Source organism: Paenibacillus sp. FSL H7-0714 (genome assembly GCF_038003765.1).
In the GTDB taxonomy this organism is placed as follows: Bacteria; Bacillota; Bacilli; order Paenibacillales; family Paenibacillaceae; genus Paenibacillus_AQ.
Window position 1 is genome coordinate 760,888 of sequence record NZ_JBBOPT010000001.1, and the last position, 14,351, is coordinate 775,238.

Annotated in this window: 14 protein-coding genes; 8 read left to right on the top strand and 6 right to left on the bottom strand. The window is 37.1% G+C overall.

Features of this window, described 5'->3' with window-relative positions:
- Window positions 1-51: 51 nt before the first annotated feature.
- A complete protein-coding gene (locus NST34_RS03415; RefSeq protein WP_341127131.1) occupies window positions 52-234 on the top strand; it encodes a hypothetical protein in 183 nt (60 codons plus the stop codon).
- 89 nt (window positions 235-323) lie between these two features.
- On the top strand, window positions 324-662 hold the full coding sequence (locus NST34_RS03420; protein WP_341127132.1) for a hypothetical protein: 339 nt from the start codon (window positions 324-326) through the stop codon (window positions 660-662).
- A 100-nt stretch (window positions 663-762) separates the two neighbouring features.
- Here NST34_RS03420 and NST34_RS03425 read toward each other — a convergent pair whose 3' ends face one another.
- The gene (locus tag NST34_RS03425; protein ID WP_341127133.1) at window positions 763-1,566 is read right to left on the bottom strand and encodes a hypothetical protein; all 804 of its coding nucleotides are present in this window, start codon (window positions 1,564-1,566) and stop codon (window positions 763-765) included.
- Between the two features lie 526 nt (window positions 1,567-2,092).
- Here NST34_RS03425 and NST34_RS03430 point away from each other — a divergent pair.
- From NST34_RS03430 to NST34_RS03440, 3 genes are all read left to right on the top strand, one after another.
- Window positions 2,093-3,835, top strand: coding sequence for a metallophosphoesterase family protein (locus tag NST34_RS03430; protein WP_341127134.1), 1,743 nt, complete (start codon window positions 2,093-2,095; stop codon window positions 3,833-3,835).
- A gap of 312 nt (window positions 3,836-4,147) precedes the next feature.
- On the top strand, window positions 4,148-4,720 hold the full coding sequence (locus tag NST34_RS03435) for a hypothetical protein (protein WP_341127135.1): 573 nt from the start codon (window positions 4,148-4,150) through the stop codon (window positions 4,718-4,720).
- Between the two features lie 604 nt (window positions 4,721-5,324).
- Window positions 5,325-5,792 carry an HNH endonuclease gene (locus NST34_RS03440; protein ID WP_341127136.1) on the top strand — a complete coding sequence of 156 codons (468 nt, stop codon included), beginning with the start codon at window positions 5,325-5,327 and terminating at the stop codon, window positions 5,790-5,792.
- A gap of 306 nt (window positions 5,793-6,098) precedes the next feature.
- Here NST34_RS03440 and NST34_RS03445 read toward each other — a convergent pair whose 3' ends face one another.
- The 5 genes from NST34_RS03445 to NST34_RS03465 all read right to left on the bottom strand — a co-directional run bounded on the left by NST34_RS03445 (window position 6,099) and on the right by NST34_RS03465 (window position 11,849).
- Complete coding sequence (locus NST34_RS03445; RefSeq protein WP_341127137.1) at window positions 6,099-7,277, bottom strand: site-specific integrase; 1,179 nt, start codon at window positions 7,275-7,277, stop codon at window positions 6,099-6,101.
- 100 nt (window positions 7,278-7,377) lie between these two features.
- Complete coding sequence (locus tag NST34_RS03450; protein ID WP_341127138.1) at window positions 7,378-8,307, bottom strand: tyrosine-type recombinase/integrase; 930 nt, start codon at window positions 8,305-8,307, stop codon at window positions 7,378-7,380.
- 17 nt (window positions 8,308-8,324) lie between these two features.
- Window positions 8,325-9,449 (bottom strand): tyrosine-type recombinase/integrase, encoded by a 1,125-nt coding sequence (locus NST34_RS03455; RefSeq protein WP_341127139.1) that lies wholly within the window; start codon window positions 9,447-9,449, stop codon window positions 8,325-8,327.
- Window positions 9,442-10,935 (bottom strand): tyrosine-type recombinase/integrase, encoded by a 1,494-nt coding sequence (locus NST34_RS03460; protein ID WP_341127140.1) that lies wholly within the window; start codon window positions 10,933-10,935, stop codon window positions 9,442-9,444. The genes NST34_RS03455 and NST34_RS03460 overlap by 8 nt, the downstream gene beginning before the upstream one ends.
- 113 nt (window positions 10,936-11,048) lie before the next feature.
- Window positions 11,049-11,849 carry a hypothetical protein gene (locus tag NST34_RS03465; RefSeq protein ID WP_076104144.1) on the bottom strand — a complete coding sequence of 267 codons (801 nt, stop codon included), beginning with the start codon at window positions 11,847-11,849 and terminating at the stop codon, window positions 11,049-11,051.
- 290 nt (window positions 11,850-12,139) lie between these two features.
- Here NST34_RS03465 and NST34_RS03470 point away from each other — a divergent pair, with 290 nt between their 5' ends.
- The 3 genes from NST34_RS03470 to NST34_RS03480 all read left to right on the top strand — a co-directional run bounded on the left by NST34_RS03470 (window position 12,140) and on the right by NST34_RS03480 (window position 14,136).
- Window positions 12,140-12,472, top strand: a complete 333-nt coding sequence (locus tag NST34_RS03470; RefSeq protein ID WP_341127141.1) for a helix-turn-helix domain-containing protein — start codon at window positions 12,140-12,142, stop codon at window positions 12,470-12,472.
- A 204-nt stretch (window positions 12,473-12,676) separates the two neighbouring features.
- The gene (locus tag NST34_RS03475; protein ID WP_341127142.1) at window positions 12,677-12,934 is read left to right on the top strand and encodes a hypothetical protein; all 258 of its coding nucleotides are present in this window, start codon (window positions 12,677-12,679) and stop codon (window positions 12,932-12,934) included.
- A gap of 374 nt (window positions 12,935-13,308) precedes the next feature.
- Window positions 13,309-14,136 (top strand): hypothetical protein, encoded by an 828-nt coding sequence (locus tag NST34_RS03480; RefSeq protein WP_341127143.1) that lies wholly within the window; start codon window positions 13,309-13,311, stop codon window positions 14,134-14,136.
- Window positions 14,137-14,351 lie beyond the last annotated feature (215 nt).

A 14,351-nucleotide genomic window follows, 5' to 3' on the forward strand; every position in this document is an offset into this window, starting at 1 on the left:
TGAATCCAATCTACTACATACTCGTATAAAAATACTAAAGGAGTGATAGTTTTGTTTGAAAAACTGAAAAATATTTTAATGATCATTATTATACTATTATGCTTTGGACTCTTATTTCTTGTCGGTGCAAAAGCAATTGAAGCGTTCAAGTTAGATTGGGATGCTTTAGCATTCGTTGGATCAATTATTGGAGGTGTGATTGGTGGTTTTGTACATTATCAGGTGTTAAATTAACTCTTAGTAACCAATATAGATCTGAATTTCTAAAAGGATACCCATTAAAGCTCAAATACTCAAATGATATTAACCTTGAGCAGGAAAAATTGATTGAGAGATTAGATAAGTGTCTAGTATCAGATGATTTTTCAAACTTTTCGACTTATATTCATGAACATCTTAGACTATATTCTAGTGAATTTGAAGAAAAAGCTATCATAATAAATGAGGATGTTTATTTTGGAGTCCGTCATTTTAATGGGTATTTAAGAAAGTGGTATGACTTATTAACTAGCCAAGATAATACTGTCTCATTAATTGATCGAGGACAAACTATAAAAACTGATTTTCACCTACTAAAAAATTTAAATTCTGAGATTAATGATTCTTGTAATAAGGAATATAACGAATATCAAAAACTAAAAAAAATGCAAGTCAAATATTAGTTAATACGTCACTTTCAGATAACGTCCCCGTATTGCTGATGTCCCAGCGACTTAAGGATTCGAAGGGCCCGATGCGTGAATATGGTGTTAGACGACGTATTTATACTTCTTCGATAAACTCAAAATAGATTGATTTAGTAATTTCTCTTTGTATATCTGGTGTCTTATAATTAAGTGATTTGGAAGGGATTGTCACCATAATCTGAAAATCAAATTGTAATGAATACATCCTTTGTATGAGACCAATTCTACACTCAGGGAATTCATAATATAAATTAATATACTTATTACTCTCAATTTCAAAGTTAATAAAATGGTTGTTTTTATATCTAATACTGGAAAATGTTTGTGTTTTATCTGATCCTTTAAACGGAAGTGGATGCCAGTCTGCGCTACTATAGTGGAATGAAAGTTTATTTTTCATTTCTATCTTATTAATGATTAATTCATATTCACTATTGTTCCACAGTTCTAAATTAATCCGCTTGTATTTCATCATTTCTAAACTCGGTACCTTGACCCTTATTTTGTTATCAACCATATCTAGATTCTTTGCTGTTACTGATATTTTTTGATTCAAATATCCATAGTAATCATTCTCACTGAAATTGATTTCGTATAGGGATGTATAATAGTTATAGAGTTCTTCCCTATATTTTTTAATTTCAGAAATAGTATAGTTTTTACTTTGACTTGTTCTAGAATCATATTTGTCATGATGAACAAAACATAAAAAAGCTAAATTATCAATTGAATGATTATCTCTATTCTTATCTAAGTGGGCAATCTGTCCTGCTTTTTCTTCAAGATCATTGTTAAGTCCATAACAAAGACTACATCTTCTTTTGGATTTAATTAATACTTCTGCTTCCACACCTGTTGGAAGCTTTTTTCTGTCTGTCATTGAGTGAACTCCTTTTTTAAATATGTCATCAAACGATGTTGCATTTACGAACCCTTACTACCTTAAGGGGCTTTAGCCCCGGCTGCGAATGCGGTTAGGTAGTACAGAGTTGTCCGCTGAATCCACTTCTTCGAAATCCATCTTGCGGACGGAACTTAAGCTACCTTCTCTGTTACTTATATTTCTTTGAGGTTTTTATAAAATTACTTATCCGCTACCTAATGATACCAAAGTTCGCTTGAATATATAATAAAACCATCCTAATAGTTCTAGTTTTCTTCTAAACGAAGGTCTTAGACTAATTAAGTCTCAATAAAATCGGTATCAGAAATTCCTGCCCAATAATAGAATGATATTTTCTTAATATATTCAATTTATTGCATATAACTATTTAATTACTATCAGTGGCCATCAAAAGATAAGATTTTTAAACCAATAAATTTTTTTTTTGTTTGGTCCAATTAATAAAGGAACATAGTAGAATTTTTACAACAACCCCTGTAAAATACTTGCAAGAGGTGAAACAATGAAGACAAATGTAAAAGAACAAAATGAACTTATTACAGATGAAAATTGTAATAAAGCTACTAAAGTAATTTTTGAAAGAATGTTTAAAATTAGTAAACTTAAAGATGGTGAAACAATAGAAGGACGCATTAAGCATTCTGATTTAAAATTAGACCTATATTCCGAATTTTTTGGTCATATCCCAACTGAAAATCAAGATTGGGGAGAAATTGCAATACATGATATATATAATTTCCAGAAAATTGAATTGTTTTATGAACATATAAAAGATCATTTAGTTGACCTTTCTTTAGTTTTTTGGAGTCCATATGTCGATAAAAGATATTTGTGTTTTACAAAGACTGGCTTCATAGAATACAGCCTTCTGAAAGCACAAGGAAAAGACCCGAACTATTTTTTTGAAAAAGTTAAGTCAGCTCCACTTGTTGAGAAAGTAGTTATGGAAAAAGTGGAAACAGAACTCAAGATAATAGAAGGCGATGAACTAGAAAAGATAATTCTTCAAAAGGTTTATGAATTCGAGAGTATGTATGATTTATCTATACGTTTTGATGAATTAGCTTTTAGAGTTATTAACTTGTTTAATCCAACTATTGAACGGTTTAATTCCATATACGATATAGAAAGTAGTAATGAATATAGTAATTTTGCTAAAGTTAAAGAATTATTAAATAATACTGTTTTAAAATTATTTAGAAGAGATCTTTTATTATATGATGTGCGACTCTCCACTAAAATAACCTTAACTAACCGGGGGCGTATTTTTTTATCAGAAGGTAAAATTATAATTAAAGAAGAGGAAAGTAACCCTTCTTTAAAAACCATTACGTTACTACATATCTCAGACCTGCATTTTGGATCATTAGAGGATGCAGGGTTAGACAATAAAGATAAAATTGAAGATACAACTGGTATTAAGCAGGCTAATGCAAAATCATTTTTCAATGCAATAAGAACAGAAATAAATGATGATGCTTTTTTAATTGTGAGTGGTGACTTAACCTCAAAAAATGAAGAGGTGGGATTTAGAGAAGCAAAGGATTTTTTAGGTAATATTAGAGTACACAATTCTAATACTTATGTAGTTCCAGGTAATCATGATTATGCGAAGCAGCAGATTGATACATTAGCTTTTGCATCGTTTAAACATTATTTTGATGATTTCCATAACCCACTTCATATGAATAAGTATATTATTGATCATGATTTGAAGTTATTTATTTATGGCTTTAAATCCGTCCATTTTCATAGAGTTGGGGAAGAATCGCATGAAGTAATATATGTACATACAGAGGAATTGAATGAGCTTGAAAATATTCACGAGAAATTATCTACTAAACACCCTGGTTTTGATAACTATATAAAAGTCGCAGTTGTACATCATAATATGATTGATCACCCAAGTATAGAGTTTAAAAGGTATTCCCAAGCAGTTAATGCTTTTACATTTAAACATACCCTAATGAAACTTGGCTTTACTGCTGTATTCTCCGGGCATAAGCATGACCCTTTAGTGGAGAGGCAAGAACTGTTTATTAAGGACTTTAAAGGAAAATTACTTTTTGTATCAGGGGGCTCGTTATTCGGAATGACATACGGTAGAACAAACAGCTTTCAAATCGTTAACATTTATACCGACATAAATACAAATCAAGTCCACTCTATTGAAGTAAATCATTTTGATAAAAATCCAATGGGTCAATTTGTGAAAAGCTCTTCTCCTCTGGTCATTTCATATTAATGTTCCTTTTTATAAAACCCCTTTAATAATAAACAACGACCATTATATTAATAATGGTCGTTGTTTATTATTAAAAGTAGTTAGAAATACATTGGAAACGCTATTAAAATAATCTGCCCGTTAGCTTAATTAGTTACTACAGACTAATACATTATTTTCTAAGTCTACAACTTTATTTTCCTAAGACAGTTGGCTTGTCCATACTTTAATATATGACTCAGAAAAAACCCCAATGTACCTAGTCGGTTTGACACAATACTGAGGTTCATCTATAATGTGTCTTGTAAGCAACGCACATAAGGAGTGATTTAAATGGATCTACGAGCAGCTGCTCAGCAAATTAACTCGGCACAGCGTAGAAAATCTGACCCACCACTGATTCATATCTTGGAGTGCTCCTCATGTGGGAAGCTCTATGCGAGACTTCCTCAGGATATTGCACTGGCTGAGCGCAATGAGTCCCTGCAGCTATGTAACCTGTGTTTAGATACACAAAGAAAAAGTCAAAAAAGCAGCCGGCTATATGCAAGACGAAACAGCAAACTAAAATGGTCCGACGCTCTTGGTATTGCATTTCCTAAAACCGGAAGTCAGAAAAAGGGGGACGGACCGTATACCGAAATCATGCAACGGTTTGAAATATGGCTTCGAGACGTGCATAATTACGTTCCTGGTCAGGAAATCGAGTGGGAGACCCGGAAACAATTGCAAAAACAATTTTACTTTGAGTTTGTTGAGGAGCCTAATTTATATTCCACTCAGCCCCTAGAAAAACTTGATAAGGACGACCAAATTAATTATAGATGTACCGGCTGTCAATCAATGATGAGCCCGAACGTTATGACTCAATGCTGCCCTACAAAAAAAACAAAAAGCAAAGCTTAAATATTTGGCGGTACATGTGGAGCCGATTGTGCCGTCAGAATCGCCTCAACATCTGATCAGCAAGTCATTAACAGTAAAAGTATTTAACTGCTATCCCGACGGCTCTCACCGGCTCTCTGAAGGCCGTAGGCTCATACGGAGGAACTAGGAACGTGATCTGCAATTGTTCGATCCATCGTGCTAATCTCCAACTTTATTTCCTTTAAATGATCGCTAGTACCGGTCATATTGTCAGGACTCATCTGGAAACAAGATCGTACGCGAATCGGTTATCACGGCCGCCTAGTCGGTCGGTGTGAGATTGGTGCGCCAGCTATGGCATGTACACACAGTATCCCACATCCAGTCCACACTCCTGGAAGATATTCTTCTAGACGTTGCGTGGCGCCTTCACGGCACAGCGGCTGCAGTTGCTTCAGCCTCTGTGCCGTGAAGACGCCGCAGCAAACACTCTATGTCCTGCTATGATCAGGTGGTGTGCGATTATCGTCACTCGATTATGTATGCCTTTGAATCCAAGTTCTTAATTATGTAGAAAGGATGATTGGAAATGGTCATTGTATTGAAGAAAAAGACTAGGAGACGAGGTCAATCGTTCTCAATTATGGCAAACATTAATGGTAGACAATTGAGAGATAGACTTACTCGACTGTTGCCTGATAGAACGTATTTAACGCGAAAGAACTTCTTACTCGACGCGGAGAAAAACTTCTTTAATAAGTGCGCCTATTGTAACCAGGAGCTACCTCTTACCAGAGAACATGTTGTCTCTAATATGGAAGGAGGGACAATGGAACTGGCAAACATCATCCCTGCCTGCCGAGGCTGTAATGACGACAAACGTGAAACACCTTGGCGTGAATATGCTCAAAAGAAGAATAGTCAATTTATCGAAGTCATCGAGAAGAAAATTCAAGGATATAATCCGCTCGATTTAGTCGACATACGTAAAATGACCGACCCTGCTATAAAAAATGCGTTTGATAAATATGATGCAAGAATCCGTGAAATAGATAACATGAGAAAAATGAAGCACAGTGCTAGGAATGTATCAAAGTTGAAAAAGGCATAAGATTAGAAAGGCTGAGTGTAGAAAGAAGAAAAGTAATAGACTGACCTCCAAATAGAAAAACAACAGCAGTTTAGGAATTTATAAGGACCCCTAGACTGCCGTTGTTTTTTGAACTGGTCATTATAATTTAAGTGAAGATGGAGTAGCTTAGGTTCTAGGTGGGAATTCATCTTCCAAGCTGCAATTAATGTAGGAAGAAAAAGTTGGATTGGGTAACTAGACATGGTTCGATAAATCACTCCAGAAGGGGATTTTTCTTAAATCCAGAGAGAAAAGAAGACGCCAGGAATTTCATGTACGTCTTTTTCACTGTCCATGTGCAGCATCAGATGTAAAAAAAGATTCGAATTTATCAGCTGCAGCTTGGTCAGCAGTACGGAGAGCGTGTCCATAAATATTCATAGTTGTGGCAATGCTACCATGTCCAAGTCGCTCTGAAATAATCTTAGCATGAACGCCTTGGTTAATCAGAATTGTGGCTGAGGTATGCCGGAGATCATGGAAGCGAATGTATCGAAAGTCATTTTTCTTTATGAATTGTCGAAACCAAAGGTAGGGACGCTCATGATGGAAAGGTTGTCCATTGGGATGTGAGAATATAAAAAACCAATCTCCGTTATACCACGAATCGGCAACGTCAATTCTTTCTTGTATTCTATAAGCGTAATATTCTCTTAGCTCCTTTAACATGGAACTTGGTAATGCTACTTTTCGAATGGATTTTTTTGTTTTAGGAGATTTGACGATGACTTCACCTTTAAGAGCATGAATCAGTGATTGTGAAACATCTAACATCCCATTGTTGAAATCAAGATGCTTCCATTCCAGTCCGAGTAATTCGCCCCGCCGTAATCCGGTTGTAAGAGCCAGAGTAATCATGACCCTCCAGTGATATGGCTCACGTTGCAACGCTCGAAGCATTTGCTCTACCTCTGCTTCATTGTAGGGGACGATCTCTTTGGAATGGACTTTTGGTTTCTGTACATCGATAACCGGATTTCGCTTAATAATTCTCCATTCCACTGCACGTTTGAGTATGTTTTTTAAGATACGGTGCTGAATTTCAATCGTACCCGAGGCTAAGCCTTCTGTTTTTTTATCTCCACGACTTCCTACCTTTTCGAGTTGATTCAGAAAGTTTACGATGTGAAGTGGTTTGATTTCCTCCAGTCTTAGATGCTGAAAGTACGGAAGAATTCGGGTCTTAAGATTAGAGTCATATGTGTATAACGTCTTGAATCCCAGATGCTTTACGGCATACTTATCTCTCCATTCTTCGACGAACGCCCCAAATGTTAGTTTCTGAGGCGACACATATTCATCCGCTTCCACTTCCATCCGAAATTTAGCATATTCGCTTTCCACTTCTCGTTTTGTTCGGCAATGAACGGTTTTTGTGAAACGAACGTATTTTCCTCTAGCATCTTTACCAGCATTAACCGTTAAGAACCATGAATTATCACCACGTTTTTGGATATTAGCCAAGTCAAAACACCTTCTACAATGGATTTTTATATTAGTCATTATGTCCATTCATGAAGAAGTGAGACCTTACCTTAATAGATTAATATTGATTGATATCACCTTAGGTATCCTCAAGAATCTTAGTCAAATCATTCAAAGGTGGTACATATCGCAACGTTGTTCCTACATTTTTATGTCGCAGCTGATGCTGAATATCGATGATGCTCATACCACCTGTCTGTATCAAATATCCTGCTGTTCGTCTAAGATCATGTGGCCGAATATGCCTGTCAAGACCTGCATCATGAGTTAAATCGGATAGTATCCGTTTAATCTTATCGACGGTCATGATTTTTCCTTGTTGATGGAATAGGTACTCATCCCCCTGATGAGCATACTTAAGATATTCAGGATGTTGGATGTATCGTTCAAGTTCTGCTGTGAGATCCTTAGGGAGAGCGACAGGGTATTTCTCGGTTTTTTGTGCATCAAAAACGTGGACGATCCGTGTATCCAAGTGTACCCGTTTACGCCTCAGGAAACGGACCTCTGAGATTCGAAGACCCGTGATCAACATGAACCAGAGAAACACAAACTCTTGCCGGTAGAACGGGCTTCTATGCAATGCAGCTTGAAGAAGGGCGAGACACTCTGCCTTCGACAAGGCCGTGTTTTGAATGGGAGACTCGAATTTTGGCCTAGGATATCCGACTAGTGGGTTATGTTGAATCAGATCCGCTTCATACAGGAATTCAAAGAAACATCTTAACACGGTAATGGTCGCTGCCAAATTCATATTCGACATACGCTCATGTTGTTTTAAGTCAATAAAAAAACGATCGAAGACCTGTCGTTGAATGGGGAGAAATCTACCGGGGTGTTCACGACTGGCATGAAATCGATCAAAATCAAGTTCGCCTTCAAAACCATTGTGAAGTAAGAAAGCTTCGAATTTCTTGAGTACGCTTATATAGTGTTGTTTGGTTGAATAACTTAATGTGAATTGGTTGCTCCAAATCTGGAAGTAGGCGGACTGAAGTAAAAAAGCCATAGGGATTGCCTCCTGATTCAAAAAAGGTCGCTTGCTTTAAGCTGAGCGAGGGGATGCTGATCGATTGCTTTAACCAGCATACTATCAAATAATTTTAAATAAACCTCCGTGGAGCTCAGCCACGAATGCCTCATAAGCTCCTTAATCGTATATAGATTTACTCCGGATTCAAGCAGATAGAGAGCAAAGGAATGCCGTAGAGAGTGTACGGAAAGCTTATAGGGTTTTTTGTCGGATTCGGGTATAGTTGTTGCTTGATCAATCAAGGCGGCAAACATCTTCTGAACCGTGCTTTCGTGTAGAGGAGAGTTTCCTCTATCATCCGAAAAAATATATCGTTCCAGATAATCGTGTGCGTCTTTTACACCATGGTAACGAAAGCTCACGTATGTACTCAGTATCTGAAGGGATGATTTAGTTATTTTACTAGGCTGCTTATATCCCTTTTTTCCTTTTCCGCGTACAAGGATCTCTTGCCGGGAAGAAACAATATCACCAATCTGTAGATGTAACAATTCGCTCAGTCGAATACCCGAACCTAAAAAGGTCCATAAAATGGTGAAATTTCGGTGAGCTTCTCGCCCAAGTCTAACAAGGCATAGCAGCTCATCCAACTGTTCTTTGGCAAACGCACGTGGCTCACGGTTTTGATCTATTACCACAGGGAGGGTTCGTTTGAGTTTCCGGATATCCTGGTTGAAGAAATGAGCAAAAACCTCTCTTAGAAAACTTCTTAAAAAAGCATTTTTTTTGTTGCGTGTATTCAGTTTTTGAACGGGGGCTAAGTAGTCGTTTAAAAAGGCTGTAGATGAAATCTCCTTGAGGTTTGGGTTTGCTCCTTTTGAGCGTTCACAATACCGTAAGAACAAATCCATTTCATAGCGATATGCTTGTTGCGAAGTTTTTGCTAAGCTCTGAAACGCATCACTCTCATAATAATGGAGAACCGCAACATCCAGCAGAACTGATTCCTTCATTGTTATCGCATCAGCATTGTTTTGGGGAGAGAGGCGCTGCAACATGCGTTTAAATGTATCTGGTCCGTATTGATCCGCCAGTTGGAGTAGGTTTTCTTCAAAAGCAATATCATTGGCTATCGTATCATCAAATATTGGCATAACACGTATCCCCTTCTTACTCATATTGGAGCAAATCGATTTGACTAATCATGTGTCCGTCTCGGTGCGACATATGAATATATAACCCTACAGTATCCAGCATTCGTACACGGGCTAATTCTTTTATCGCTTGCGGGAGGATGCCTTTATAGGCAAGGCGAGTAATAAACATATGACGGAAGATATGAACGCCGCCTGGAAACGGCCAACCGGTGATCATGGCATAAAGAATGAAATATTCATATACATCGTGTTTAATCGTAGAGATTCTTTGTCCCAAGAGGTAGGTTGTTCTAGGCTGAGTTTGAAGCTCTTGTAAGAGGGAACAAAGTTTTTCGGACAGTGGTAAAACGTGACTCTTTTTACCTTTGCTATGGATAACAATCGTTCGTATTCCTAAATTAATATCACTCCATTTGATATGAGCCACTTCAGATAATCGGAGCCCCAGATGGAACATCAATCGATACCCAATCTGTTCACGGACAGGATTTCTTGCGTACTGCTCCACGACTTGAAAAAAGGCTTCGATTTGCTGATCCGTTGGAAGCTCACGAGGGCTGTATCGGGGTGCCTTAATGGAACGGAAGCGCTGTAAAGGAGACTCAAAGCCAAATCTTTCATGTAAAAAACGATAGAATGAGCGAATGGCATATATACTATGTGTAAATGAGATTTGACTGCACTCTCCATCCCTTACGAGCTTAAGTTTGTAGGTGCGGTACATCAGTAAATGTTCATTTTGAATTTGAAAAACGGAGATTGTGTCAGGAGTAGCTTGCTTAAATGTCTGGACGTTTGCACAAAGCCAAACAAAGAGCTGGGTGACGTGGGTAGATGTGTTTCGAATATGTTTACGAGAAAATCCTTTTTCCTCCATATGCATTTGGAAGCCCAGGATTCTCGGATGCATATTTGTCTGCTTGTCTGATGTTTTAAAGAACGGGAAGATCTTTTCTAACCTTCCGCTTTGAATGGAACTTCGCATTAAAAATTGGAATAGGGTTGATGTGTACGCATCCTTCGCTAGGTGTTCGAACCCCTGATGAAGGGTCTTGGGATCAAGCAAGTGTCCATCTTCAATCTGAGAAGGTGCGATCTCAAAAAGTTCTGCAGTGTGAAGCACCAGGTTGCGAGTAAGTTGGAATTTCCTGAAAAAGACATGGGGTGCATTGCGCATACTACGACTTAAATACTCTCGTAATAAGCTTTGAGATATTTCAGGATGTATTTTGTTTTCCCATATCCATTGATTAATACCTTTTGCCCCTAGATAGGTCTTGTCTTCAATAGGTTGAATTTCAGGTATCAGTTGTTTGGCATACAGCATATGTTCCACCTTCTCACGCGTGACTTTTCTAATATCATGATCGTCACTGAGGGTGGGAAACATACCCTGAACGTCAAGAATCTTTTCGGCAAAAGAAAAATTCTGCCGAAAAGATTCTTGGGTTTCGAGGTTGTTTTGATTTTCTAAATGAGGGGATGTATCAGAAGATTGTTTCTTCATAAGCGTAGCCTCCATTAGGTTTGTTAGCACTAGCCTAACCATGTTGATGATTTGTAGTTAATCACTCATCAACATGAGAAAGCCAACATAATGGAGGGGAATACAAGCAGTTTCTAAAGAGAGGTAACGTCGGTGTACTGTCGCTTTTCGATGACTTTTAACAATTCTTCAAATGCAGTCTGTTTTTTTGGTTTTGGTCCTATTATCCAGAAGGACCGTTTATGAAGTGGTTGCAAAGGCGTATAGGTCGTCACAAGATGTGTTGCAAACGGAAACATTTTCTTAATGTTGGTTCTTTTTTGAGGATAGAGTGAGGGTTCGTGATTTAGATGGAATTCGAGATACTCTATTTCTGGATAGCTTCTCACCCATCTTGCTGTAATGGGACTATTCTCCCCTTCAAAAAGTGAAAGGGGATCACTGATCCAGTAACCTCGTATGCTCTGAACCTGATTTCGCTCTTCATTAAGTTCATCGATTCGTTTTTCAACTGAAGCGCCGTTAAACCAATATTCTGTTGGAATTGAAAAATACTTCTTATTAGGATTTTGCTCTACAATCGTTTGCCAAGGAACGTTACACATGACTGCATATATATGGACGACACTGAGAGGGGGCTGCTGGCTCGTGTTTAACAGATTATGAACGGTTCCAGATGCAACCCCTGTTACTTCCCGTATCATTTGTTGGCTTAAGCCTAACGAATTTGCAAATAGCTGTCTTCGAAAGAAGACATCAGGATACAGAACTAGCTGCTCCCAAAGAGATTTATAGATTTGAATACGGAATAGATCACGATAGTTTGCATTAAGTACATAGTTACGACACTTCGCTTTTTCTATTTTATCCGTCGTACTCAAAAATTTCTTTGCCATTAGTATAGGCTCAACCCAATATTTATCATGTTCATTCATTTGCATTCACCATATATATCATAACCATGGTGTGGATTGAATTCTGGATCACTCACATAAGTGAGTGATTGATTGAACAAACGAGAGTAGGAGATTAATGCATGTATGGTGGTCATTAGCAAAGTCAAATAGTATCACGCTTCTCCATGTTTGTGTAATTTGCAATGTGGACATAACCTCATTAAAGAGTAGTTGGAAATCAACAGATCAATTAGCGTAATAGTGTAAGATCGCCTCCAAACAGATTCAAGTTTAAGTATTTAAATTGATTAATATCAAGGGTGATTGTTATGAGAGAATATGACTTGTTACGAATTCAATTATTAAAAACGTTAGTACAAATGGAAGAACAGCTACTTATCAGTATCGAGAAAGAAAAGTTTCAATCAGACACACTTGCAGAAAACGGAGAAGAGAATTCAATCTTTCAACAAGATAATCATCAGATGAAATTTATATTTTCTGTAACGGAGTTATCTGAGTATCTCGGCGTCTCGACGGACTGTATTTATGCAATGGTGCGAGAAAATCAAATTCCCTTTGTAAGAATACGAAGAAGAATCCTATTCTACAGAGATTCAATCAATTCATGGATTAACACTACCTCCCGTATCCTTGAATAACGGTGCTGCTTTAGCTAGTTTTATTGATTCATGAATACTATTAATCAGAAAAAACCACCACAAAATATCTCATCCGTAACGGATGAAATATACTGTGGTGGTTGATTGTTTTAACAGTACCGCAGGATAACCATTCAAAACAAGTGGTAAATAATTCCTTGTGCTAATAAAACAGTTGCAGAGAAAAAAGGTTCGGATGAATCTATGGCCAAACAGCTCCTTGAAAAATACTATTGTACTATTAAAAATTGGGTAATGAGACCAAATGCCGAAGATTTCGCCGAAATGATTCAGAACATTGATGAGATTGCAAATTGGATAGGTAAAGGAGTAAACTCAGAGACCATTGAAAAGAAAAAGAGCTCCATCGACAGAGAAAAGTTGATTAAACTAATAATGAGCTTACCGGAAGAGAAGTTGTTACTGATCAATGAATATGTTGAAAAAATTAATACGCATTAGAATCATCGAATCTGCTGTGTGTCTCCGCGTCTTCTACGGTTGTCTAGTATGTTAGAACTTCGCCGTCGAACGATAATTTCAAGGTCATATATCCTATAATAATTCAAATAGAGCACTAGCCGTTGAGCGGCTAGGTGCTTTTGTTTTTCAAAACGATTACTGACTCATGATGGGAGTGAGAATAATTTAACTTCTTCCTCAAACCTTACTTTTCAATATTGCCATAAGTTCAGAATGGATGATGAAGTGATTAAGCCAACGGGCAGGATAGCCTAATGATTTCGCGAATACTCTAAATATGGAGTTATTTACAAAGTTCGTGAATAAGACGTTAGGTGAAATTGCTGTGAAATCTATTAAGAGGAGTTAAGCATATGAATTACATTGATCTTAAAATTTATTATGAATTTTTTAATGACGAGTTAACAGAGAGCTATAAAGAATTGAAATATGAAGCAATATACAAATCATCTACTTTCGAAAAAGAGGCTGAAAGGGATTTGTTTGTAGAGATAATGACAGCAAAGAACGATGGAATGACTTTCGATGTGCATTCTATTGGAAGTTATCACACTATTGTTGTTAATTTGTTTTATTCCATGGGATTAGAAGCAGATCTAAAGTTAGTCGAGATGATTCGCAATTGGTGTGAGAAGATGTTCGAAGTATTAGACAGAGTAGATGATAAGCTAGCGTTCGATAACTTTAGAACCACAAGTGATGGGGTGTTGCTCAATTTTGATGATATCTATGATACTGAGTTTCTAGCAGATTTATCAGAAGTGTTTGCCGAAAATAGCTTAGAGGTTCAAATTATAGGACACAAGAAACACTCTTATGAGAGGGGCGCAGGAGACTATCGTGAAGAGTTAATTCTATTCATAAAATCATCGATCGAATCGGGAGTTGCCTGGGATGTAATAAAAGGAATATTTACTCTTATTCTTGTAAAGACGGGAATGAACCAGAACCAACTTGTTATGAGTAAGTCATTTGATAGCGATCAGATAATATCTGCTGTTTCAGAGAAAATTAATGAAAATGCTATGAATATTAGAATAACTGATATCAGAAATAATTCCGAAACTGGTTATACCGATATTGAACTAAAAACACAATATAGTTTGGTTCATCTAACTTGTGACGACAATAATAATTTCACAAGATTTCATGTGGAAGAACTTACCCAAACAAGAATATAAGAGGTATATAAGTATATTCAATGATGCCAGCAACTTCACCTAACATAATATTCGCGCTTCGGGCCAATAGCCCTTGGTCTTTCAGATATTCTTCGAGAAGCATAGGCAGCTGGACACATCCATTACCCTAAGATAAGAGCTATCTAAGGGTAATGGACGTCGTGAATATAAGAACGTTATGAGAAATCAGCAAAGAGCTTAAAAAATCTTTAGGA

Excerpts from the sequence above, each read along its gene's own strand:
- NST34_RS03425 (WP_341127133.1), bottom strand. The coding sequence starts at position 1,566 with ATGACAGACAGAAAAAAGCTTCCAACAGGTGTGGAAGCAGAAGTATTA.
- NST34_RS03430 (WP_341127134.1), top strand. The coding sequence starts at position 2,093 with ATGAAGACAAATGTAAAAGAACAAAATGAACTTATTACAGATGAAAAT.
- NST34_RS03435 (WP_341127135.1), top strand. The coding sequence starts at position 4,148 with ATGGATCTACGAGCAGCTGCTCAGCAAATTAACTCGGCACAGCGTAGA.
- NST34_RS03440 (WP_341127136.1), top strand. The coding sequence starts at position 5,325 with ATGGCAAACATTAATGGTAGACAATTGAGAGATAGACTTACTCGACTG.
- NST34_RS03450 (WP_341127138.1), bottom strand. The coding sequence starts at position 8,307 with ATGGCTTTTTTACTTCAGTCCGCCTACTTCCAGATTTGGAGCAACCAA.
- NST34_RS03455 (WP_341127139.1), bottom strand. The coding sequence starts at position 9,449 with ATGAGTAAGAAGGGGATACGTGTTATGCCAATATTTGATGATACGATA.
- NST34_RS03460 (WP_341127140.1), bottom strand. The coding sequence starts at position 10,935 with ATGAAGAAACAATCTTCTGATACATCCCCTCATTTAGAAAATCAAAAC.
- NST34_RS03465 (WP_076104144.1), bottom strand. The coding sequence starts at position 11,849 with ATGAATGAACATGATAAATATTGGGTTGAGCCTATACTAATGGCAAAG.
- NST34_RS03470 (WP_341127141.1), top strand. The coding sequence starts at position 12,140 with ATGAGAGAATATGACTTGTTACGAATTCAATTATTAAAAACGTTAGTA.
- NST34_RS03475 (WP_341127142.1), top strand. The coding sequence starts at position 12,677 with ATGGCCAAACAGCTCCTTGAAAAATACTATTGTACTATTAAAAATTGG.
- NST34_RS03480 (WP_341127143.1), top strand. The coding sequence starts at position 13,309 with ATGAATTACATTGATCTTAAAATTTATTATGAATTTTTTAATGACGAG.